General features: G+C 59.3%; 20 protein-coding genes. 8 read left to right on the plus strand and 12 right to left on the minus strand.

What is annotated here, in order from left to right; genetic code table 11:
• Positions 1 to 41: 41 nt before the first annotated feature.
• The 9 genes from BANAN_RS03245 to BANAN_RS03285 form a co-directional block, all read right to left on the minus strand.
• A complete protein-coding gene (locus BANAN_RS03245; RefSeq protein WP_014697514.1) occupies positions 42 to 1,592 on the minus strand; it encodes a PGAP1-like alpha/beta domain-containing protein in 1,551 nt (516 codons plus the stop codon).
• An 8-nt stretch (positions 1,593 to 1,600) separates the two neighbouring features.
• Complete coding sequence (locus BANAN_RS03250) at positions 1,601 to 1,879, minus strand: hypothetical protein (protein WP_014697515.1); 279 nt, start codon at positions 1,877 to 1,879, stop codon at positions 1,601 to 1,603.
• Between the two features lie 130 nt (positions 1,880 to 2,009).
• The gene (locus BANAN_RS03255) at positions 2,010 to 2,609 is read right to left on the minus strand and encodes a DUF6466 family protein (protein ID WP_014697516.1); all 600 of its coding nucleotides are present in this window, start codon (positions 2,607 to 2,609) and stop codon (positions 2,010 to 2,012) included.
• Complete coding sequence (locus BANAN_RS03260) at positions 2,606 to 3,610, minus strand: vWA domain-containing protein (protein WP_014697517.1); 1,005 nt, start codon at positions 3,608 to 3,610, stop codon at positions 2,606 to 2,608. Before BANAN_RS03260 ends, BANAN_RS03255 begins: the two co-directional genes overlap by 4 nt.
• Complete coding sequence (locus BANAN_RS03265; protein WP_014697518.1) at positions 3,607 to 4,668, minus strand: VWA domain-containing protein; 1,062 nt, start codon at positions 4,666 to 4,668, stop codon at positions 3,607 to 3,609. Before BANAN_RS03265 ends, BANAN_RS03260 begins: the two co-directional genes overlap by 4 nt.
• Positions 4,665 to 5,177 carry a hypothetical protein gene (locus BANAN_RS03270; RefSeq protein ID WP_014697519.1) on the minus strand — a complete coding sequence of 171 codons (513 nt, stop codon included), beginning with the start codon at positions 5,175 to 5,177 and terminating at the stop codon, positions 4,665 to 4,667. The genes BANAN_RS03265 and BANAN_RS03270 overlap by 4 nt, the downstream gene beginning before the upstream one ends.
• Entirely contained in the window at positions 5,178 to 6,143 is a 966-nt protein-coding gene (locus BANAN_RS03275) for a DUF58 domain-containing protein (protein ID WP_014697520.1), read from the minus strand. It lies immediately after the preceding gene.
• Complete coding sequence (locus BANAN_RS03280) at positions 6,140 to 7,204, minus strand: AAA family ATPase (RefSeq protein WP_041776978.1); 1,065 nt, start codon at positions 7,202 to 7,204, stop codon at positions 6,140 to 6,142. The genes BANAN_RS03275 and BANAN_RS03280 overlap by 4 nt, the downstream gene beginning before the upstream one ends.
• A gap of 126 nt (positions 7,205 to 7,330) precedes the next feature.
• Positions 7,331 to 8,050: a uracil-DNA glycosylase gene (locus BANAN_RS03285; RefSeq protein ID WP_014697522.1), complete on the minus strand. Its 720-nt coding sequence runs from the start codon at positions 8,048 to 8,050 to the stop codon at positions 7,331 to 7,333.
• A gap of 177 nt (positions 8,051 to 8,227) precedes the next feature.
• On the opposite strand from BANAN_RS03285, the gene BANAN_RS03290 reads away from it, so the two are divergent.
• The 3 genes from BANAN_RS03290 to groL all read left to right on the plus strand — a co-directional run bounded on the left by BANAN_RS03290 (position 8,228) and on the right by groL (position 11,240).
• The gene (locus BANAN_RS03290) at positions 8,228 to 8,893 is read left to right on the plus strand and encodes a LytR C-terminal domain-containing protein (RefSeq protein ID WP_014697523.1); all 666 of its coding nucleotides are present in this window, start codon (positions 8,228 to 8,230) and stop codon (positions 8,891 to 8,893) included.
• Positions 8,894 to 9,198: 305 nt separating this feature from the next.
• Positions 9,199 to 9,411 carry a cold-shock protein gene (locus BANAN_RS03295; RefSeq protein WP_014697524.1) on the plus strand — a complete coding sequence of 71 codons (213 nt, stop codon included), beginning with the start codon at positions 9,199 to 9,201 and terminating at the stop codon, positions 9,409 to 9,411.
• Positions 9,412 to 9,626: 215 nt separating this feature from the next.
• Positions 9,627 to 11,240: a chaperonin GroEL gene (groL, locus tag BANAN_RS03300; protein WP_004218937.1), complete on the plus strand. Its 1,614-nt coding sequence runs from the start codon at positions 9,627 to 9,629 to the stop codon at positions 11,238 to 11,240.
• A gap of 139 nt (positions 11,241 to 11,379) precedes the next feature.
• On the opposite strand, the gene BANAN_RS03305 is transcribed toward groL, so the two are convergent.
• Positions 11,380 to 11,673: a WXG100 family type VII secretion target gene (locus BANAN_RS03305; protein ID WP_014697525.1), complete on the minus strand. Its 294-nt coding sequence runs from the start codon at positions 11,671 to 11,673 to the stop codon at positions 11,380 to 11,382.
• Positions 11,674 to 11,750: 77 nt separating this feature from the next.
• On the opposite strand from BANAN_RS03305, the gene BANAN_RS03310 reads away from it, so the two are divergent.
• The 5 genes from BANAN_RS03310 to BANAN_RS03330 all read left to right on the plus strand — a co-directional run bounded on the left by BANAN_RS03310 (position 11,751) and on the right by BANAN_RS03330 (position 17,077).
• On the plus strand, positions 11,751 to 12,761 hold the full coding sequence (locus BANAN_RS03310; protein WP_014697526.1) for a hypothetical protein: 1,011 nt from the start codon (positions 11,751 to 11,753) through the stop codon (positions 12,759 to 12,761).
• A gap of 53 nt (positions 12,762 to 12,814) precedes the next feature.
• Complete coding sequence (locus tag BANAN_RS03315) at positions 12,815 to 13,552, plus strand: response regulator transcription factor (protein WP_014697527.1); 738 nt, start codon at positions 12,815 to 12,817, stop codon at positions 13,550 to 13,552.
• A 74-nt stretch (positions 13,553 to 13,626) separates the two neighbouring features.
• Complete coding sequence (locus BANAN_RS03320) at positions 13,627 to 15,372, plus strand: sensor histidine kinase (protein WP_014697528.1); 1,746 nt, start codon at positions 13,627 to 13,629, stop codon at positions 15,370 to 15,372.
• Between the two features lie 180 nt (positions 15,373 to 15,552).
• Positions 15,553 to 15,942, plus strand: coding sequence for a cold-shock protein (locus BANAN_RS03325; RefSeq protein ID WP_014697529.1), 390 nt, complete (start codon positions 15,553 to 15,555; stop codon positions 15,940 to 15,942).
• Position 15,943: 1 nt separating this feature from the next.
• Positions 15,944 to 17,077: a DUF3027 domain-containing protein gene (locus tag BANAN_RS03330; protein WP_014697530.1), complete on the plus strand. Its 1,134-nt coding sequence runs from the start codon at positions 15,944 to 15,946 to the stop codon at positions 17,075 to 17,077.
• Between the two features lie 87 nt (positions 17,078 to 17,164).
• On the opposite strand, the gene BANAN_RS03335 is transcribed toward BANAN_RS03330, so the two are convergent.
• A complete protein-coding gene (locus BANAN_RS03335) occupies positions 17,165 to 18,178 on the minus strand; it encodes a hypothetical protein (RefSeq protein WP_014697531.1) in 1,014 nt (337 codons plus the stop codon).
• A 161-nt stretch (positions 18,179 to 18,339) separates the two neighbouring features.
• Positions 18,340 to 19,317 (minus strand): universal stress protein, encoded by a 978-nt coding sequence (locus BANAN_RS03340; protein ID WP_014697532.1) that lies wholly within the window; start codon positions 19,315 to 19,317, stop codon positions 18,340 to 18,342.
• Positions 19,318 to 19,450 lie beyond the last annotated feature (133 nt).

Genomic DNA, 19,450 nt, shown 5'->3' on the forward strand with positions numbered 1-19,450 from the left:
CTAAACCAAGCCCTTGAGCCATGGATGGTGTATGTCCATTTTCACTGCGTGTGCGTGTCATCCATCTCGATGCCGTGCTTGCCGTGTTTCATGCGGCCGCGCCAGTAGGTGGTCTCCATATAGTCGCCGCGAATGGTCGCCATGAAATGGCTGTCATGGTTCGCAAGCGCCTCGGACCCCAGCGACAGCGCATTCTCATAGGCGGCGGTATGGTAGGCGAGGTCGTGTGTGAGTTCGTATTTCCCCTGATGGGATTGATCGACGGCGGTCATGGCGGCGGTGCCGTCATCCACGGCGCCATTCGCATCGGCAGGTGACCCGTCGGCCACATTGCGCACCTCGCCTCGAATGGTGAGCCACTGCTCGCTCCGAGGATTCACCTCGCCGTCCAACGCGGCAACCAGTTCGTCTTCCATCTCGATGCTGGTCACCCATGTCCCCTTGCCCATCGGATGGTTGGCGATGGGGGAGCCGGCGGTCACGATATGTTCGATGCGATACTCATCGGCATAATCGCTGGCCAGCGTTGCCGCGATGATGCCGCCCTGAGAATGACCGATCAACGCCACGCGCTCATCGCGGCCGATACCCGCCTGCCGCATGGCTCCGACGACCATACGTGCGCTGTCTGCGTTACGTCGTTGCATGGCATTGGCGCTCATGAGCTCCACATTCTGCTCCCATCCCAAGGGGGAGTCGAAGTTGCCGTCGGTTCCCGGAATGGTCACCAGCCAGGAACGCCGGCCATCGGCATCCATATACCGTGAGATGGCGATGGTTGCATATTCACCATGCGCGCTGTCCGCGTTCGCTGCCGAGAGCCTTCGCAGATTCGCTAGTGCACCGCCCATGTCCGACACAGGGGCGACGGATGGTTCATGGGGATCCACGGATTCGACGGTCAGCGCATCACCTTGAATCAGATTCGTTGCTCGCGATGAGATTCCCGCGATGGCATATGCTCCTGACGGCACCGGTGATTGACCGTCATGCAGGCCTATGGCTGCGCCGGCCGCACGCATCAGCCCCTCCTGCTGCCATGAGATGGCATTCAAGGCATGGGCTGCCGAGAAATTGCCCTCAGTGACCACACCGTATAGCCATCCGCCCAGAGCCTGTGCAATGATGAATTTCGCCATTGTCGCAGGTGCCACCCGTGCGGCCCATTGCAGTGCCCTATTAGTGGCCATGCGGCTTTTGGTTTCGGCCTCGGAATACAGGCCGTATGCACGCGCCAATACATCGGCGATTCTCTCGCATTGGACGGCCAGCGCATGCAGCTGTAATCCGGCGGATTCAGCGTGGTCCGTCAGGCGAAGGTACTCGACATGGACATGGAGGGAACGACCGAATCCACTTGATTCACAGACGGGAGCTCGCAATGCCGCCATGCCGTTCTGTTCCGGACACCATTGAAGAGTTGAGGTGCGCAGCACGGCAACACGCATTCTGGCGTTCGACAAGGCGATGGCCTGTGCCTTCAAATCGGCGGCGCAGGCCCCCAACCGTGAGCAGATGCCGTGAACGAGGTCGAGCGTGGCAGTGGCATACTGAGCGCCACCATGAATGGATGATCTCACCATCTTCGTCATGGCAGCCCCTACATTGCCGAGAGCAATCCGTCGAGCATCTGCAGCGTTTGCATGCATGCAGATGCTCGTGGTTCCATGGCCTGCAGCCTTTCATGGAACAATTCGGCGGCACGGCCGCTCCATGTTCCTGTATCGGACCGGCACGCGGCCATCAGGCCATCAAGCGCATGGAACGAACCGCGCACCAATGGCACGAGCAATGCGATGCATTCCTGTGCATTGCCCGCACATACGCACTGCGTCGTGGTGCCCGACGTGGCGTTGAACGCTGAATTGGAACCGATCATGATTCCATTGCACACCGTAGTCGACTATGAATCCAACTGAATCGACGATTGTGGTCAGTGAACGGCGTGAATGCATTGACTCCGGAAACTATCCACAGTGCAACACTGCATAGCCATTCACCGTCGTGGTTTACCACGGTTTCACATTCGACGGGCGAGAGGGGCTATTGTTTTCCCTCTCGCCTTGGCCGCCATTCGATTCGTTCGTGGAATCCTCGGATTTGCCCAGCTCTTCGTTGCTGCGCAGCAACTCCTCCACTTGCTTGCGCTGTTCTTCGGTGAGCGAGTCGAGTGATTTAGGCTGCTCACCGTGCTGCCCCGACTGCTGGCTGTCGTTCTTCGCGGCATCGGCGTCGACCTGTTGTTGCACCAAGTCGGTCAGCTGTTTCGAAACCTGCGCGTTATAAGTGGTGCTCTCGCTGATCTGCGGCAGCAGCACCGCCGATGTTCCGGTGATACTGGCGAATCGTGCGTCCAGCTCGTGTTGTGAGGTCATCAGTTGCTTGAGATCGGCGTCGTTGCGGGACGCGGTCTCAAGATTCTCGGTGAGCGTTTGAGTCGCGGCATCATACTGACGTTGTGCGTCGATGTTCACGCCGGCCAATACGGCGAATGCAATGGCCAGGACGGCGAATGCCGCAAGCATGATGCGCACGCCGAGAGGCGAGCGTTTCGTGAAAGACCTGCTCGCCGTGTCGCGATCCAGGCGCCCGGATATGTTCCCGCTCATAGAAGCCTCCTCGAAGTGGCGATCCATGTGCCCAGCTCCCATGCCAGCAACGCAGCCAATGCAATGGCCAGTGGCCAGACAATCGGATTGATGCGCGTACGCTCCTTCTGCGTGTCGTCTTCACGCCAGCGCCCGGCCTGTTGCGCGATCTGTGCGCTCGCCACCGTGTCGTTCGCCGAGGTGATCACCACTTTGCCACTGAGCTCGTCGGCCAGCGACCGAATCTGTCCTTCATCCATGATCGATACGCCGGGCTGGCCCGTAGAGGGATCGGTGACCCATTGACCTGCAGTCTTCGAAGGTATCCGGCCACCGGTGGTGGAGCCGACGCCGATCACGCAGGCATCGTCAATATAGTGGCGCAGCGACGAGAATGTGCGGCGTGTGTTCTGCACAGTCTGTTCCCCATCCGTGATGACGTACAACACAATGCGATCGTCTGGGTGGGCGTCGCGAATCGATTTGAGTGCACGCAGCAACGGATCGATCACCACATCAAGCGATGAACCGCTGGAACTCGAGGAGTCCTCGGTATCAAGGGACTGCGCCCAATTCGTGATGGCACGGGTGTCGGGCGTCAGCGGCACATCCACCGCTCCCGATGCCCCAACGGATACTGCGGAGAAACTCGAATTCGGGTAATCCCCGACGATGTCTGCAATGGCGGACTTCGCCGCTTCGAGGCGGGAAAGGTCGGACTTGGAGCCATAGCGGGCATCCTGCACACCCATCGACGGCGTGATGTCCGAGACAATGACCACATCCGTGGTGCTGATGGCACGGCTGGTGGTCTTGGTCATCATGCTTGGTGTGAAGGCCATGAGCGCCACGATGACGCATGCCAGCACACGCCTTACGCACGACCAGAGTGTCTCATCGGTACCATCGGCGCCGCGACGTGCATGCAGCACGACACACGTCACAGCGCATGCCACCATCGCCGCGGCCACAAGGGAGCCGCCGCTCCAGCCGAGGGCCGGTGCAAAGCCGAACGTACTCATCGCTTCAACCTCCACGCCATAGCCAACCAGCCCGCAAGCAGAATCGCCACAGTGAGAGTCCACCATCCCGGGGCGTCCGTCAGGGCAGTCTGTGATTGGGCCTGTGCCTCATGTGAACGACGACCGTCTATCTCACGCACCAATTCATCGATCGACGCGCTGTTCGACTGGGTGAGGAACAGACCACCATGCCGCTCGATGAGTTGGCGCATCTCGTTGGTTGTGGCGTCACCCTCACTGGATTGCGGTCCCGAATACAGACCGTCCACATTGATGCCGGCTTGGGAGGTGAGATCAAGCGCCTGAGCCAGCGAATAGGTGGGGGAGCCCGAGACCACATTGTCGGTGGCCAGCACAATCGATGCCTCCCGCGACCGAGATTGCGCAGTGTCGGCCTTCGAATAGGCGAATCCGGGAAGCATTGCGGCACAGCCCACCAATCCATCTCCAATGAGCGAAGTGGCGTTCTTGCGGTTCTGTGTGCCCTCAAGCCAGTCGGCAATCTGCTGGTACTGTTCGTCGCTCATCTTATCGATATCGTCTTGGGTCTGCACGCCTTTGAGCATGTCGTTCGCCTGCGTGAGTTGCTCGGTCACCATCGCGTAGTCATCGGTGAGCGGGAACACCGTACGCGACGATGAGTTGAAAATGCTCAGGCCTATGCGCTCACCCTTGAAATGCTGCAGCAGATCCAAATATGTGGAGAGCACCTGATGATCGTAGGGAAGCGTGGATCCAGAGACGTCGAGACACAGGATGATGTCGCGGTTCGATGATCGCTCGTCCTGTGCATCCACATGCGCAGGCCTGCCTACGAGAATGCAGGAGAGGACAAGCGCACAAACGAGCAATGCCACGGCGATGCGATTCAGACGGCGCCAGACGCGCATCAGCGCACCGGCATGCTCGGTCTCAAGATCATCCTGCACACCGTAGATTTTCGCTTCATCGTGGTCGGCGCGCCGATGTGACGATACCATGACGATCATCAGGCATACCAGGGCGGCGATCAGCAGTGCGGCCACCAATGCCCACGGCCATTGCCAACGAAGCATCATTGCCACCTCTCAATCAGGTCGAGCACCCAGTCGGCCGCCTGCCTCACGCTGACGCCACGCGCTTGTGGATGCTCGGCTTGCGCGAACTCCGGCGGATACAGCGCGGCGATCGTCTGTCGGAGCAGATCCCAGTTGCCGGCGACGCCGGTGCGGCGCAGACGGCGTAGATCAGTCAACGTGTTCGCCTGCATGCGTCGTCCCGACATATTCGATGCGAAATCGCGCGCAATCGCGGCCAGCTGCGCGAAGGCCTCGTCTCGCGTGATGTCCTGAGCGTCATACCGAGCGACCACCTGGTTCACCCGCGCGGCCCACTCCTCCTTGGGAAGAGTCTCCTCATCTTGCGACCTGGCGGTTTCCGGGCGACGTCGAGGGCCTGACAGTACGCAGCATGCCACAATGAGGATCAACGCCAGCACGATGGCGCAGATCAGTGCAATCCAGAGCGATTGCGTGATGGCGATGGCTCCGCGCGGATGGAGGTTCTGGGTGTCTATTGCCACAATCATTTATGCGTTCGCAGTTCCTTCGGGAATCGTGACGGGCGTGAAGACCGATGCATGGGAAAGGGAGAGAAGTCGCACGAATGCGTGGAACATCCCCTCGCTCGACGAGGCATGAATCATACGCGATCCACAGCGAGACAGTTCCCGGTCAAGCGCCTGCAACAAGTAGGCCCTGTGGGTGTCCAGTTCCTGCGCCGCTTTCGTGTTGCGCAGAAACGCGGGAATCCTCCTGCCGGTCGCACCGTCGACAAGGGGCGCATGCGGCATGGAGGGAATGGGATCGTTTGAGAACGGATTAACCGTGCCCACATTGATCAATACCAGCGGATGCGTCTGTGTGATTCGCCGGATTGCGCGCATATGCGTGTCGTCGAGGGCATGATCGTCGGTGGCGAGCACAATGAGCGCCTCACGGTCGCGAATATGCGCGGCATAGTCGAGCAGTGCGTCGATATTGCGCGGGAAGAGCCAGTTCCGGTCAAGAGCCTTGTCGAGTGTGTGCTCGAATTGGGCCAGACCTCCATGGAACGGCACCCGGGTGATGTTCGAGGAGTCACCGAAGACGAGCGACACCTCGTCGCTACGCCGCAGGCTCAGCGCCGCGAACATGCATAAGGCATTGGCTGCAATGCGATACGCCATCTCGTCTGAAGGGCACACCTCGGTCATCTCCACGCCTGCGTCCAGCAGCAGGTACACACGGGTACTGGAGAGACGCTCGCGCTGCGCAATCATCGCCCTGCCATTTCGCGCGCTGATCTTCCAATCAATCTGCCGCGCTTCATCGCCCACCTCATAGGCACGAATGTCCAGCAGGTCGTCATTGCCACCACGTCGTGCGGAAGCATGCTCCCCCTCGAGGATGCCCATGGCGCGGCGCACGGTGGGCAGACTCAACGATGTGCCGAGCATCTCGATCTTACGCCGGATCGGATCCGATCGATCGGCATCATGATTGGTGCCGATCATGGAACGGGCACCACCTGAACAATCTGGTCGACAATCTGATCGCTGGTCACGCCGTCGGCGAGCGCCTCGAACGTGAGCAGGATGCGGTGACGGAACACTTCGTGCGCGAAGCCCTTCACATCCTCCGGAATCACATAATCCCTGCCTGCCATCAATGCCGAAGCCTGTGCAATGCGTACCAATGCAATCGAGGCGCGGGGGGAGGCTCCGAGACGCACCAGGGAGGAAAGGCCCTGAATGGGTTTTGGTCCGGCGCCACGAGAGGTCTCGGAGAGTGCAGCCGCATACTGCATGATCGCATCGGAGACATGCACGCGGCGCGCGGTCTCACGCAGCCAGTCGACATCTTGAATAGAAATGACATCGCGGGGGAGTTTCGTCGGATCGATGGCATCCGATCCACGATTGATCAGCAGCCCCAGCATGCGCTGTTCCTCGTCGGCGCTGGGATAGGTCATGATCGCCTTCATCATGAAGCGATCCATCTGCGCCTCAGGCAGATTGAATGTGCCCTCCTCTTCGATGGGGTTCTGAGTGGCGATCACCATGAACGGTTTGGGAAGTTCGATTCGTTGACCTCCAATGGTGGTGGCACCCTCGGCCATGGCCTCCAGCATGGCGGACTGAGTTTTCGCATTGGCTCGGTTGATTTCGTCGAGCAACACGAAATTGGCATGGATCGGTCCGATTTGCGTGGTGAAGTGTTGGGTGGAGAAATCGAACACCTGCGTTCCCACAAGGTCCGAAGGCATGAGGTCCGGCGTGCACTGCACGCGTTTGAACGAACCGGAGACGGAGGTGGCCAATGTCTGCGCGGCGGTCGTCTTCGCCAGGCCGGGCACAGATTCTATGAGAATATGACCTCCTGCCACCAAGGTGGTGATCAGGGATTCTCGTAGATTGGTCTGGCCGACAAGCGTCTGCGCGAATCGCGAACGGATGCTGTTGACCAACCGGCCGGCCCGTTCCGTATCGTTTCTTGAGATCGGGACGGTTGGAGACTGGAGGGTGGAGGGGGCTGGCGGAGGCGTGGTCGGTTGGGAGGGGGAGAAGAAAGGCATGTGCCACCTACTATGTTTGAGCGTTTCGTATGCTGTTCTGTTTCAGTTGGTTAGTGTAATGCATGGCCGTGCAATGGGCACACGACGCAGCCGTGCAGTGTGCTCGCCTTCATGTGCCTCCAGCTATTACCGTGCAGGGCAATCGGACGATGGCAGCGACCAGTCGACCGGTTCGGCTCCCATCTGCTTGAGTGCCGCGTTCGCGCGGGAGAAGGGATGTGATCCGAAGAAACCGCGCGATGCCGACAGCGGGCTGGGGTGTGCGGATTTGATGATGGCGGCATTCGTCAGCAACGGCTCCAGGGTCTGGGCGTTACGCCCCCAGAGAATCGCTACCAGCGGCTTTGGCTTGCCGTGCTCATCGACACGGTTGTTGAGTGCACGCACAGCGCAATCGGTCACAGGTTCCCAGCCCAGGCTCTGGTGGCTGTTCGGCCTGCCAATCGTGACGGTGAGGCAGCGGTTGAGCAATTCCACCCCCCGGTGGGTCCAAGGAGTGAGGTCGCCGTTGCAGGGTGGCGGCACGTGCAGATCATCCTCAAGCTCCTTGAATATGTTGACAAGACTCTTCGGCAGCGGGTGGACGTTTGGCGCCACTGAGAAGCTCAATCCCACTGCGTAGCCTGAAGTGGGGTAGGGGTCTTGACCCACGATGAGTACACGGATGGAGTCGAAGGGAATGGTGAAGGCGCGCAGTATGTTCCGACTGGCGGGGGCGATATGTTCGCCATGCCCGATACGTTCACGCAACAGACGCCCCATATGGCGAATTTGCGGTTCCACCGGGCGCAGCGCCTCGGCCCACCCCGGATCCATGAGTTCCTCAAGAGGTTTGATTTCGGTCATGCCTCCACTCTAGCCCGCCCGTGCAACTCTAGGATTCTTGCGCGAATGGGGCCGCGGCGTATAGACGTCGGCTGCCGGTATTCGTGTGCGATGGCCCTTGTGACTCCGACTTGGTATACCCCGACTTGGTATATTGGAGCCGACACTTGTTTGCATTGCGCACGGGAAGGGACGGCCATGGCTCGCAACGATGACCATAAGTATGAGTCGTATCCGAAGGATTCCTTCGATAATCCGCCGACCGGCCCGGTCGGCGTCCACAATGGCCGTCGTTCCTGGCCAGTGCGTCTGACCCCCTATGCGATCGTGATTGTCGTGGCCGCCGCCGTTGGTGTGTTGTTCTGGAGCGCGTTCTCCGGGGAGGCTGCGAACATGTTCAAACATGGCGATCGAGAGACCGTGGTGGCATCCACCAGTGCAACCACGACCACCATGCCGTCGTCGACGAGTGCCAGTGAGAGCGAATCCCCCTCACAGAGTGCCAGCGCCTCTGCGTCGGAATCGCCGTCGCCATCGCAGCCTAGTGAGTCGCCGTCTCAGAGCCCGAACGAAGAGCAGACGCCCGAGCAGAAAGTCAATCTCGATGCTTCGATCAGTGTGATCAACGGCACTGCCACCAATGGATACGCCGCCCAGGAGGCGCAGCGACTGCAGGGCGCTGGCTTCACGAACGTGGCGCCCAGCAATCCGAACGGTATGCAGCTTCCCTCCCAAAGCGTGGTGTGGTATCAGAACGACGCTGATCTGGCCACTGCACAGAAGGTGGCAGAAACCCTTGGGGTGAGCACCGTTCAGAAAGCTGAGGGCATTGCAGTGCCAGTGGCCGTTGTGCTTATGAATTGAGTCGCCTGCGTCGCATGCCGACGGAGTTCTTCCGCGACGAACCGGCCCGAGGGCCGGTTTTCTTATGCTAATTTGGACTTTGTAAAATCAGTAAAGTTGGATTGTCGGTTAGGCAGATGCGCGTTCTGCGGTATTTTCTTATATAAGAACCGGTTTGAAACGCCGAAGCTGTGTTAATACCCCCTCATAACTATCATGGGGAAGGGGTGGATGGTTCCGGGCCGCAAATCGGGGAAGTTTGCGTTGCGTTCCTCTCATGAGTCGTTCGCCTTCACGGAGTCCTTCACGAAGGAAGATACAAGGGTATGCCAAGGGGAACGGTTAAATTCTTCAATGTAGGTCGCGGCTACGGGTTCATTACTCCCGAGGATGGTGGGGCGGATGTGTTCGTCCATTATTCCTCCATCGAGGCCGAGGGGTTCAAGGCGCTTCGCCAGGGGGATTTGGTGGAGTACGACAGCAAGCCCACTGACAAGGGTGAACTTGCCACGAGGGTGGTCAAGATTCGTCATTCCTGAACGGTTACGGAGTTCGTTCACGATATCTGCGCGAGACTCTGCCCCGATATTCCCGAAACGCCGTCATCTAGCCCATAGCGCAAAAGACGGTCCGAAAAGTTGGCACTCGACCACTGAGAGTGCTAATCTGCCCTGTAGCACTTCGGGAACGGGTGCGGGAGCTGACGCCCGTCTCGGACCCAAGTGGGTAAGCATGAATTTCTCGTGGAGGAACAATGGCAAAGATCATTGAATACGATGAGGAAGCTCGTCAGGGTATGCTCGCCGGCCTGGATAAGCTGGCCGATACCGTCAAGGTGACGCTTGGTCCCAAGGGCCGCAACGTCGTGCTTGACAAGACCTATGGCGCGCCAACCATCACCAACGATGGCGTTTCGATCGCCAAGGAGATCGATCTTGAGGATCCGTTCGAGCGCATTGGTGCCGAACTGGTGAAGGAAGTGGCCAAGCGCACCGATGACGTCGCCGGCGATGGCACCACCACTGCAACTGTGCTTGCTCAGTCCCTCGTGCATGAGGGCCTGAAGAACGTGGTGGCCGGCTCCAATCCGATCGCCCTGCGCCGCGGCATCGAGAAGGCTTCCGACGCTCTCGTCAAGCAGCTTGTCGCTTCCGCGAAGCCGGTGGAGACCAAGGAGCAGATCGCTGCAACCGCAACGATTTCCGCAGGTGACCCCGAGGTGGGCGAGAAGATCGCCGAGGCTCTCGACAAGGTCGGACAGGATGGCGTCGTCACCGTCGAAGACAACAACCGCTTCGGCCTCGATCTCGATTTCACTGAGGGCATGCGCTTCGACAAGGGTTATATCTCCCCCTACTTCGTCACCAATGCGGAAGACCAGACGGCCGTGCTCGATGACCCGTACATTCTGCTCACCTCGAGCAAGGTCTCCTCGCAGCAGGATGTGGTCCACATCGCCGAACTGGTGATGAAGACCGGCAAGCCGTTGCTGATCGTGGCCGAGGATGTCGATGGCGAGGCGCTGCCCACGCTGATTCTCAACAACATCCGTGGCACCTTCAAGTCCTGCGCCGTCAAGGCTCCGGGCTTCGGTGACCGCCGCAAGGCCATGCTGCAGGATATGGCGATTCTGACCGGCGGTCAGGTCGTCTCGGAGGATCTGGGCCTCAAGCTCGATTCCATCGACCTGTCGGTGTTTGGCACCGCCAAGAAGGTCATTGTCTCCAAGGATGAGACCACCATCGTTTCCGGTGGCGGCTCCAAGGAGGATGTGGCCGCACGCGTCGCTCAGATTCGCGCCGAGATCGAGAAGACGGATTCCGATTACGATCGTGAGAAGCTTCAGGAGCGTTTGGCCAAGCTGGCAGGTGGCGTTGCCGTCATCAAGGTCGGCGCGGCTACCGAGGTCGAGGCCAAGGAGCGCAAGCACCGCATTGAAGATGCCGTGCGCAACGCCAAGGCTGCCATCGAAGAGGGTCTGGTTCCAGGCGGCGGCGTCGCGCTGGTGCAAGCTGCTGAGAAGGTTGAGAAGGACTTCAACCTCGAAGGCGACGAGGCCACCGGTGCCGCGATCGTCTTCTCGGGCATCGAGGCTCCGATTAAGCAGATTGCCGAAAATGCAGGTCTCTCTGGTGCCGTGGTGATAGACAAGGTTCGTTCGTTGCCTGAGGGCGAGGGCTTCAATGCGGCAACTGACACCTATGAGGATCTCATGGCCGCCGGTGTGACCGATCCTGTCAAGGTGACTCGTTCTGCTTTGCAGAATGCGGCCTCCATCGCGGGTCTGTTCCTGACGACCGAAGCGGTTGTCGCCAACAAGCCGGAGCCGGCAGCGGCACCAGCCGCCGGTCAGGACATGGGTTACTGATCTAGGGTCTTTCCGGTACCGTTCCGGGACATACATAGAAAAGAGGTGGGGCGTTCCGCAGATCGATCTGCAGAACACCCCACCTCTTTTGTATGTATTTTCTATGTGTTCCTTCCTGATCGCGCAGCTCGAGGCGACCTCACGATGTCGCGAACAGCCGTGTCGCCTGCATCTCGGCATCCGCATAAACTGTGGAGGCTTGCGTCAGGGCCTGCTGCATGGCCTCGAGCGATAGCTCCATTTGCTGCTGGGTGCGACGCCATTCGGTGGCAACCATGTTGAACTGCGCCGCGGCGGCTCCGCGCCATGCATCCTGCAGGGTATTCAGGTTCGCATACATGGTGGTGACCGCATCGCGGATGGCGGTGATAGATGAGCAGACGGCCGCGCTCGAGGCGGCGATGCGTTCAGAATCGACTTGGTATTGTGACATTGCATGCTCCTTTGCATCGTGTTCGTTGTAATAAAAACCGCGGGACAACGTGCAGCTCTCCCGCTACTGTTGAATTTATGGCGAACAACAATGAATGGACAGCGCAACAGGCAATTGTGGTCGGAGGACGTGGTGACGATCCGGTCATTGTGGATAACTTCGGGGGCCTCAAGCGGCAGGACCGCGTCTGGACGGCGGTTCTCTCCGTCATTATGTTGTTCGCGGCGCTCCTCGTAGGCGCCACTGGTGCCCAAATGGCCGCGGCAGATGATTCCCCGTCGCCGTCTGCCAGCGAATCGTCGAGTCCGAGTGCCTCGGTGGAGGACTCTCAGGGGTACATCACCGATCCGCAGAACCTGCTTGGCGACAATCTCACCAAGGTGATCGATGCGGCGAATCGGACGAAGCAGGAGACGGGCGTGACGGTGCGTCTGCTCTACCTCGAATCGTTCAATACCACAGAGAAGCCGGAACAATGGGCCTCTCAACTGTTGGAGTCGCTCAACCCTCCAGCCAACACCGTCATGCTTGCGGTGGCCTCCCATGATGGCAATCTCGTCGTTGTGGTCTCACCGAATTCCGACGAATGGCTTCGCAGCCAAAGCACCGTGGACCAGCTTTCGGAGGCCGCGAGCAAACCGCTGCTCGATCAGCAGGCTGGGCAGGGGCCGAACTGGTCCCAATCCGCCATCGACATGATGGATGCCATTGCCAGCGCGAAATCGACCGCCACCACCCATGCCGTGAGTTCAGTGAGCATCATCGTCATGATCATTGTGTTTGTCGTGCTCATCGTTGTCGTGCTGGTCATGATCTTCATGCGTCGTAAGCGTGAAGTGAGCGAAGACTCCAAGCAGACCGAGGCGGTTGGGAAGACGCGGAACGACGACTCCATGCAGTTGGACAACGCCGATGATGACCTTGATGTCACTGCCATGGCCCCGGAGGAGGCCGCTGGGCAATCCGAAGGCAAAGAGACGGAGGAAGATCGGAATCCGGCTCCCGAGACGTCTGAAACGGGTGCCCCACGGCGTGGCCGACATGCCGCGCCACCGCGTGACGACGAACGGTTCAAACGTCCGAATTAAGTTTTCAGAGAGCATTCAGAAAACTTCCAGAGTGTTGCGTGATTATAGGTGCCATGAGTAAAGCAACTGAAGCAACAATCGTGGTTGTCGATGACGAACCCTCCATTCGCGAATTGCTCGTCGCGTCGCTGCATTTCGCCGGCTATGAGGTGGAGACGGCGGCATCCGGCTCCGAGGCCATCGAGGTGATCAGTCGTACGAAACCCGACATGATCATTCTCGACGTGATGTTGCCCGATATCGACGGATTCACCGTCACTCGACGCATTCGTCAGGAGGGCATCACGGCTCCGGTGCTGTTCCTCACCGCGCGTGACGACACGCAGGATAAGGTGATGGGCCTGACGGTGGGCGGTGACGACTATGTGACCAAGCCATTCAGCCTCGAGGAGGTGGTCGCCCGCATCCGCGCCATACTGCGTCGCACCCGCGAGCAGGTGGAGGATGATCCGATCATTCGCGTCGGTGATCTGGAGATCAACGAGGATTCACACGATGTGACCCGCGCCGGGCAGACCATAGATCTGAGCCCCACCGAATACAAGCTGCTGCGCTACCTCATGGACAACGAGGGCCGTGTGCTCTCGAAGGCGCAGATTCTCGACCATGTATGGCAATACGATTGGGGTGGCGACGCCGCAATTGTGGAATCATACATCTCATACCTGCGTAAGAAGGTGGACGACGTCACAGTGACCGATGAGGATGGCACCACGCATAAAGTGACCCCGCTCATCGAGACGAAGCGCGGCATCGGATACATGATTCGTGCACCGAAGGCACAGAAGTAGACGGAGGGGACATGGGGCAACAGCCACGGGAACCGGGCGGAGATCATTCGGCGTTACCCTCCCCGAAATCAGCGGTGAAAGACACGCCGTTGGCCCAGGCGGCCGCAGCCGATGCCAAGAAAGGGCGATCCTCGCAGAATCAGCCGCACTTCCACCGATCACAGCGCCTTACTGCGCTCAATGAGTGCATTCCGTTGAGCGTGCGGCTCATGTCAATCATTGTGGTCATGCTTTCGATCGGCACCATCGTCATCACCTTCTCCATACGGTGGCTGGTAAGTAGCTATCTGATGGAGCGTGTGGATCAGCAGTTGTTGGAGCAGGCGGATCTGGTGTTCCCGCAGATGCTCAATACGGACGCGAACACCCAAAACGGTTTCACAAGCTATTACGTGAAGGTGTATAACACCAACACCGGCTCATCGGCGGTGATGTTGCAGCCAGTGCTCAAAGATGGTGTAGTCTCCAGTCCGAAGCTGCCGGATGACGGTTCGTTGGACGGCCATGAACTCGGGGTGCCGTTCACCACGCCTGCCGTGGTGAATACGAAGAACGTGGTGGGAGTTCCCGATCATGCCACCATGCAGTTCGCCGAATGCCCCTGGCGCGTTGTGGCCCTCAAGGGTCTGACGAAATCAGGCAAGGGGGAGTTCCAGGATCTCGGCATCGTGTATATAGGCCTCTCGCTGGGTGACCAGATTGATGTGATCAGCACATTGACCCGGTTCTGCATCATGGTGAGCATAGCCGTGGTGCTGCTTGGGGGGTCCTTGGGCGCACTGGTGGTACAACGCACCCTGAGCCCGCTCAAACGAATCGAGAAGACCGCTGCAAAGATTGCGGCCGGAGACCTTTCCCAACGCGTGCCCGAAAGCGGTGAATCCACGGAGATAGGTTCGCTGGCCAGATCGCTCAACAGCATGCTCACGCAAATCGAGCGAAGTTTCCATGAGCAGGAGGCCGTGACACAGAAGATGCGGCAGTTCGTCTCCGACGCAAGTCACGAGTTGCGCACGCCACTTGCCGCCATCCATGGCTATGCCGAACTGTACAAGATGCAACGGGATGCGCCCGGAACGTTGGAACGGGCGGATGATGCCATCTCTCATATCGAGGCATCGAGCTCGCGCATGACGGTGCTGGTCGAGGATCTGCTCTCGTTGGCCCGCTTGGATGAGGGGCGCGGCGTCTCAATGAATCAGCGTGTCGATTTCACCTCGGTGATGCAAGATTCCGTGGATGACCTTCATGCACTCGATCCGGATCGTGAAATCACCACCATGCAACTCGACCTCGATCTGAGTGTGCCGAGGAAACCGAAGCTGAGCGAGACTCCGGGGCCGTTGCCGAAGATTGCATTGACCGGTGACGCCACTCGGCTTCATCAGGTGATTACAAATATCGTGGGCAACATCCACCGCTACACTCCTTCGGATTCGCCCGTCGACATCGGTCTGGGCGTCATAGAGTCGAGCCGTACCCCCGAGGAACTCGCCGCAATGCCTCAGGACGGCGACATGCTTGGAGCATTGTTGCAGAGGGCTCGCAAAAGCAAGTCCGGCAAGCTTCTGAACATGTACGCGGTGGCCGTGTTACGCGACCATGGCCCTGGCGTGCCTGAGAAATCGCTGCACAACATATTCGAACGCTTCTACACCGCCGATCCATCCAGGGATCGTCAGAAGGGCGGCACCGGCCTTGGCCTCGCCATCGCGTTGTCAATTGTGAATGCGCACGGGGGTCGCATCTATGCCAGTCCGACCGAGGGCAATGGGCTAACCTTCACGATCATTCTGCCCATGGAGGCCGGCACGGACTGACGGGGCGACGTTCGCCCAAGGCTCCAGAGGGCTTGTACCGGAATAGCGCACGGGGTAGCTTGGTTGTTAGGTGAGCCCCCGCGTAAGCTTGCAATGGTTTTGCCAGCGTTGCGCGCTGGCGGTAGAATGAACTTTTGGTATGCGGCGGGGCCGCACATATTCGAGACGATAGAGGTGAACATGCCCAGCGGACGCATTCGTTGGTTTGACGCGAAGAAAGGCTATGGATTCATTGCAGGCGATGACGGCAAGGATGTGTTCCTGCCCCAGACCGCATTGCCGCAGGGAGTGAGAAACCCGAGAAAAGGCGCGAAGGTAGAGTATTCGGTGATCGAGGGCAACCGTGGACAGGTCGCCATGGGGGTCACCATGGTCGCTTCGGCGCCATCCTTGGTGAAGGCCACCAGGCCGAAACCGGATGACATGGCCGCCATTGTGGAGGATCTCATCAAGCTCCTCGACTCCGCCGGCAATGGTTTGCGACGCCACCGCTACCCGTCGGCGGCGGATAGCCGAAAGCTGGCCACACTGCTGCGTGCCGTGGCCGATGACTTCGATGTACAGGACTGATATGGCAACAAGTGAATTCGATCCCATCGCCTTGGCGAGGGCGGAGGCAATCGACACCGCGCATGAACCGGAGGATGTTGGTGAGTTCGTCACCAGCGAGTCCCACGATGATGGTGTGACCGATTTCCGCTTCGAGGCGCTCATGAAGGGATACGAGGGCTGGCAGTGGTCGGTGACGCTGTACCACGATGTCGAGCTCGACCATTGGACCATCGACGAATCGTCGCTGATCCCCACGGACAAGGCCCTTCTGCCACCGAAATGGGTGCCTTGGAAGGATCGTCTGCTTCCCAGTGACCTCTCCGTGACCGATTCAATCGGTACTTCGGAGGACGATGAACGGCTTGATGATGGCATCAGCATTGACGAGGCGGTCAGCCGCACGGAGGAGCTCAATGCCGAACAGCAGGCGGCTGAAGCCGTGGAGTCTCAGGAGGCGGGATCCCCCGATGAGCAGGCTGACGCGTTGACCGCCGTTGAAGATGTGGTGGAGGCCGTCGAGGAACTCGACCTGTCGAGGCGTCATGTGCTTTCGGAATTGGGGCAGACGCAGACGGCGCAGCGTTGGTATGAAGGTCCCCATGGCCCCAAGTCGCTCTCCACGAAAACCGCCGATGGCAACTTGTGTTCAACCTGCGGGTTCTTCATTCCGCTCACCGGAAGCCTCAAAACGATGTTCGGCGTATGCGCAAACCGTTGGAGCCCGGATGACGGGAAAGTGGTCTCAGTGGATCATGGTTGTGGAGAACATTCCGAGATTCGTCCGCCAGAGCCGAGTCGTATGTGGGTGCAGACAAAGCCCGCCTATGATGATCTGCATATTGATGTGGTGGCCCAGCAGGGCCGTGACGAGCGCAAGGATGAGGAACTGCTCGAAAGCCTGGATGAGATCGATGCGGAATCGCTGGCAGAACTCAAACAGAAGACGCTCAGTACGAACGATGACCCATCCGACGTCAATGCGTTCAGTGTCGAGTCGGTACCGCCGCAGGATTCTTCCGACGCGCAGGAACCGGAAGGAGGATCTACAGCGGAGCCACCCGCTGCCGCAGAGATACCCGAGGGCGAAGATTCCAAGCAGATTGATTCGGTGCGCACCAGCGAGACGGTGATTGCGGAGGAAGCTGGCGAATAAAACGCCATACGAATTCAGAAGGGTGTCTTTCATATGTGAATCCATATGAAAGACACCCTTCTGAATTCGTATGCAATATCGGGTCGATCACATGTCGTTCCCGGATTCCGTTCCGCTGGATTTCGTGGTGTTTGAACCGTTTCCTGTGGATGGCGAGGATGTCGTAGTGTCAGCCTCCTTCGATTTGTGCTTGCCGGTGCCCGCGTTCCCGGAGGCTGGTGAGGCGCTGGCGGATTGCGAGGGACTGGGTTCCGGAGAAGGCTTGGAAGTGCGGGATGGTTGTGGCAAAGGGGATGCGGATTCCCCGGCTTCGCCTTCGTCGTTCTGCGATTGCGCATCGTCCGATGTCATGTCATGGGCGTTGGAATCGGCGCTGGGGGAGGTGCGTGTCTCCGGTGATTCGGTCGGTTCCTGCGTATCTGACGGCGAATATGTGGGCGCATCCGCCTGTCCATCGCCCTGCAGCTCCTGGGGAAGCACGCCGGTCGTCGCCAACAGCAGGTCATGGGTCAGCGTCGTGGCGTTCTGTGCGAGCTTCTTGGCGTTAACGGCATTGGTTTGCAGAACGCCATCGTTGGCGATGATTGAGCATGACGGCACCGAAGGCTGCTGTGCGGATTGGTCGAGATACGAGGTCACATTGCGCAGTTGCTCGTCGGACATATCTGTGACATGCGATGCCCGGTACGTTTTCGCATCACCCACCGCGGTGGTGAGCAGGTTGCGCGCCGAATTCGCATGGGAGACGTTGGCTCGGCAATCGCTCATCGCAGCCGCGCGGGGCGTTCCCGAGATGTTCCCATTGGCATACAGGTACAATCCGGCGATTAGGATCACAATGACACCGAGCACAATCGTGGTGATATGCAGGGGCAGACGCCGTCTGGTTCCGCCACGGGCGCTTTCCGAAGGGTGCCGCGTGGCATGGGTGTTTTCGGCCGGATCCGCCTCATCATGGTGTGGGGGAAACGATGGCGGGACTGCCGCGCCGTGCATTCCATCCTGATCGTCCGTTGTCGATTGCTTCGCAGACTCTGGGTCTGCGGTCATCTGGCCGCTCGTTTCGCCGACATTGTCTGCAGACTCGTCATCCGTACTCATTAACCACTCACCTATCCATTGCCATACCAGAGCCCAGTGTAGGGAGTGGCTCTGGTTGCGGCAATAGAGGTGTCGCTCAAGGTGAACAGATGGCGTGTCAGCGCAAGGCCATCTGCTCATTCATGGTGCCGATATCTCGGGTGGAAGCAGACAACCGAGTATCAGTGCACAATGGTGAGGTTGCATTCCGCGAGGTTGATGAGCTGCTTGGAGACCGAACCCAGGAAATGCGCATCGGCACCGGAGAGCCCGCGGGAACCCACCACAATATGGCGGCAGTAACGTGAGGCGCTTACCAATCCCTTGCCTGCGCTGATATGGAAGACGTCCGTCTTGATGGGGAGCCCTTCGGGCAACGTGCTTGACGCGATGAGCTCCTGCACCACCTGCTCGGCATGCTGTTGGGCCACATCGAGCGGCGGCACGCTTGTCTCATAGCCGGGGATCCCGGTCATGTCCTTCAATTGCCAGCAGTACATCACATGGAGGGGAGCATGGTTCAGGTTCGCCAACCATGCGGCGAACTCGAGTGCTCGACGGGACGTGTCCGATCCGTCCACGCCTACGACGATCGGACGACTTGTTCGAGGCGTGTCGGGGGCGGGAAGTTCGAAGTGGACCTCCTGAGAACCGGGCGTCAGCGCGCTGGCAATCTCATCCTGCACCGATTGATCCTCGTTCTCCACGCGAATGATCGTCACTGGAATCTGCGATTCCTCGGCAAGCGAGGAAGACAGGGAGCCGGAGAACCAGCGGGCGACGCGCCCGAGTGTGCGCCGCCCCACGACGATCTGCTGGGCGTCGCTGCCAATCTCAAGCAGCGCAGATGCGCCGGAGGCACGGAACGAAGTAAGGCGGATCTGGTCGGAGGAGATGTCGATGCCCTCGGCTGCGTCCTTCACCCAATCCCGCAGTTTCTCGGCAATCTGCGTACGCAGTTTCGCAAGCTCGTCGTCGGTGGTGGGTTCAGGGCCCATGTCCCATGAGTATGACCAGCCGTACACGGCGTTCACGGTCTGCCCGGAAAGGGCGGCTTGGCGCAACGCCCAACGCAATGCGCCGAACGATTCCTGAGAGCCATCCACACCCACCACCAGATCTCCCTGTGGGTTCAGCGACTGCACTGTTGCCGGTTCCATGACATCTCCTTGCCTTTGGTCGAATAATCACTATCACCTAAGCATAGTGTAAGCAGTTGGAGGTGTCATGCTCCGGCGCATATCCATGAACCGCCCGGAAAGGGTGCGTTGCCCCCGGTCTGCCTCGCGGCGC

The sequence above is a fragment of the Bifidobacterium animalis subsp. animalis ATCC 25527 genome, assembly GCF_000260715.1.
Classification (GTDB): domain Bacteria; phylum Actinomycetota; class Actinomycetes; order Actinomycetales; family Bifidobacteriaceae; genus Bifidobacterium; species Bifidobacterium animalis.

Bases quoted from the DNA above. Each gene is read 5' to 3' on its own strand.
- BANAN_RS03245 (WP_014697514.1), bottom strand. From the start codon at position 1,592: ATGACGAAGATGGTGAGATCATCCATTCATGGTGGCGCTCAGTATGCC.
- BANAN_RS03250 (WP_014697515.1), bottom strand. From the start codon at position 1,879: ATGATCGGTTCCAATTCAGCGTTCAACGCCACGTCGGGCACCACGACG.
- BANAN_RS03255 (WP_014697516.1), bottom strand. From the start codon at position 2,609: ATGAGCGGGAACATATCCGGGCGCCTGGATCGCGACACGGCGAGCAGG.
- BANAN_RS03260 (WP_014697517.1), bottom strand. From the start codon at position 3,610: ATGAGTACGTTCGGCTTTGCACCGGCCCTCGGCTGGAGCGGCGGCTCC.
- BANAN_RS03265 (WP_014697518.1), bottom strand. From the start codon at position 4,668: ATGATGCTTCGTTGGCAATGGCCGTGGGCATTGGTGGCCGCACTGCTG.
- BANAN_RS03270 (WP_014697519.1), bottom strand. From the start codon at position 5,177: ATGATTGTGGCAATAGACACCCAGAACCTCCATCCGCGCGGAGCCATC.
- BANAN_RS03275 (WP_014697520.1), bottom strand. From the start codon at position 6,143: ATGATCGGCACCAATCATGATGCCGATCGATCGGATCCGATCCGGCGT.
- BANAN_RS03280 (WP_041776978.1), bottom strand. From the start codon at position 7,204: ATGCCTTTCTTCTCCCCCTCCCAACCGACCACGCCTCCGCCAGCCCCC.
- BANAN_RS03285 (WP_014697522.1), bottom strand. From the start codon at position 8,050: ATGACCGAAATCAAACCTCTTGAGGAACTCATGGATCCGGGGTGGGCC.
- BANAN_RS03290 (WP_014697523.1), top strand. From the start codon at position 8,228: ATGGCTCGCAACGATGACCATAAGTATGAGTCGTATCCGAAGGATTCC.
- BANAN_RS03295 (WP_014697524.1), top strand. From the start codon at position 9,199: ATGCCAAGGGGAACGGTTAAATTCTTCAATGTAGGTCGCGGCTACGGG.
- groL (WP_004218937.1), top strand. From the start codon at position 9,627: ATGGCAAAGATCATTGAATACGATGAGGAAGCTCGTCAGGGTATGCTC.
- BANAN_RS03305 (WP_014697525.1), bottom strand. From the start codon at position 11,673: ATGTCACAATACCAAGTCGATTCTGAACGCATCGCCGCCTCGAGCGCG.
- BANAN_RS03310 (WP_014697526.1), top strand. From the start codon at position 11,751: ATGGCGAACAACAATGAATGGACAGCGCAACAGGCAATTGTGGTCGGA.
- BANAN_RS03315 (WP_014697527.1), top strand. From the start codon at position 12,815: ATGAGTAAAGCAACTGAAGCAACAATCGTGGTTGTCGATGACGAACCC.
- BANAN_RS03325 (WP_014697529.1), top strand. From the start codon at position 15,553: ATGCCCAGCGGACGCATTCGTTGGTTTGACGCGAAGAAAGGCTATGGA.
- BANAN_RS03330 (WP_014697530.1), top strand. From the start codon at position 15,944: ATGGCAACAAGTGAATTCGATCCCATCGCCTTGGCGAGGGCGGAGGCA.
- BANAN_RS03335 (WP_014697531.1), bottom strand. From the start codon at position 18,178: ATGAGTACGGATGACGAGTCTGCAGACAATGTCGGCGAAACGAGCGGC.
- BANAN_RS03340 (WP_014697532.1), bottom strand. From the start codon at position 19,317: ATGGAACCGGCAACAGTGCAGTCGCTGAACCCACAGGGAGATCTGGTG.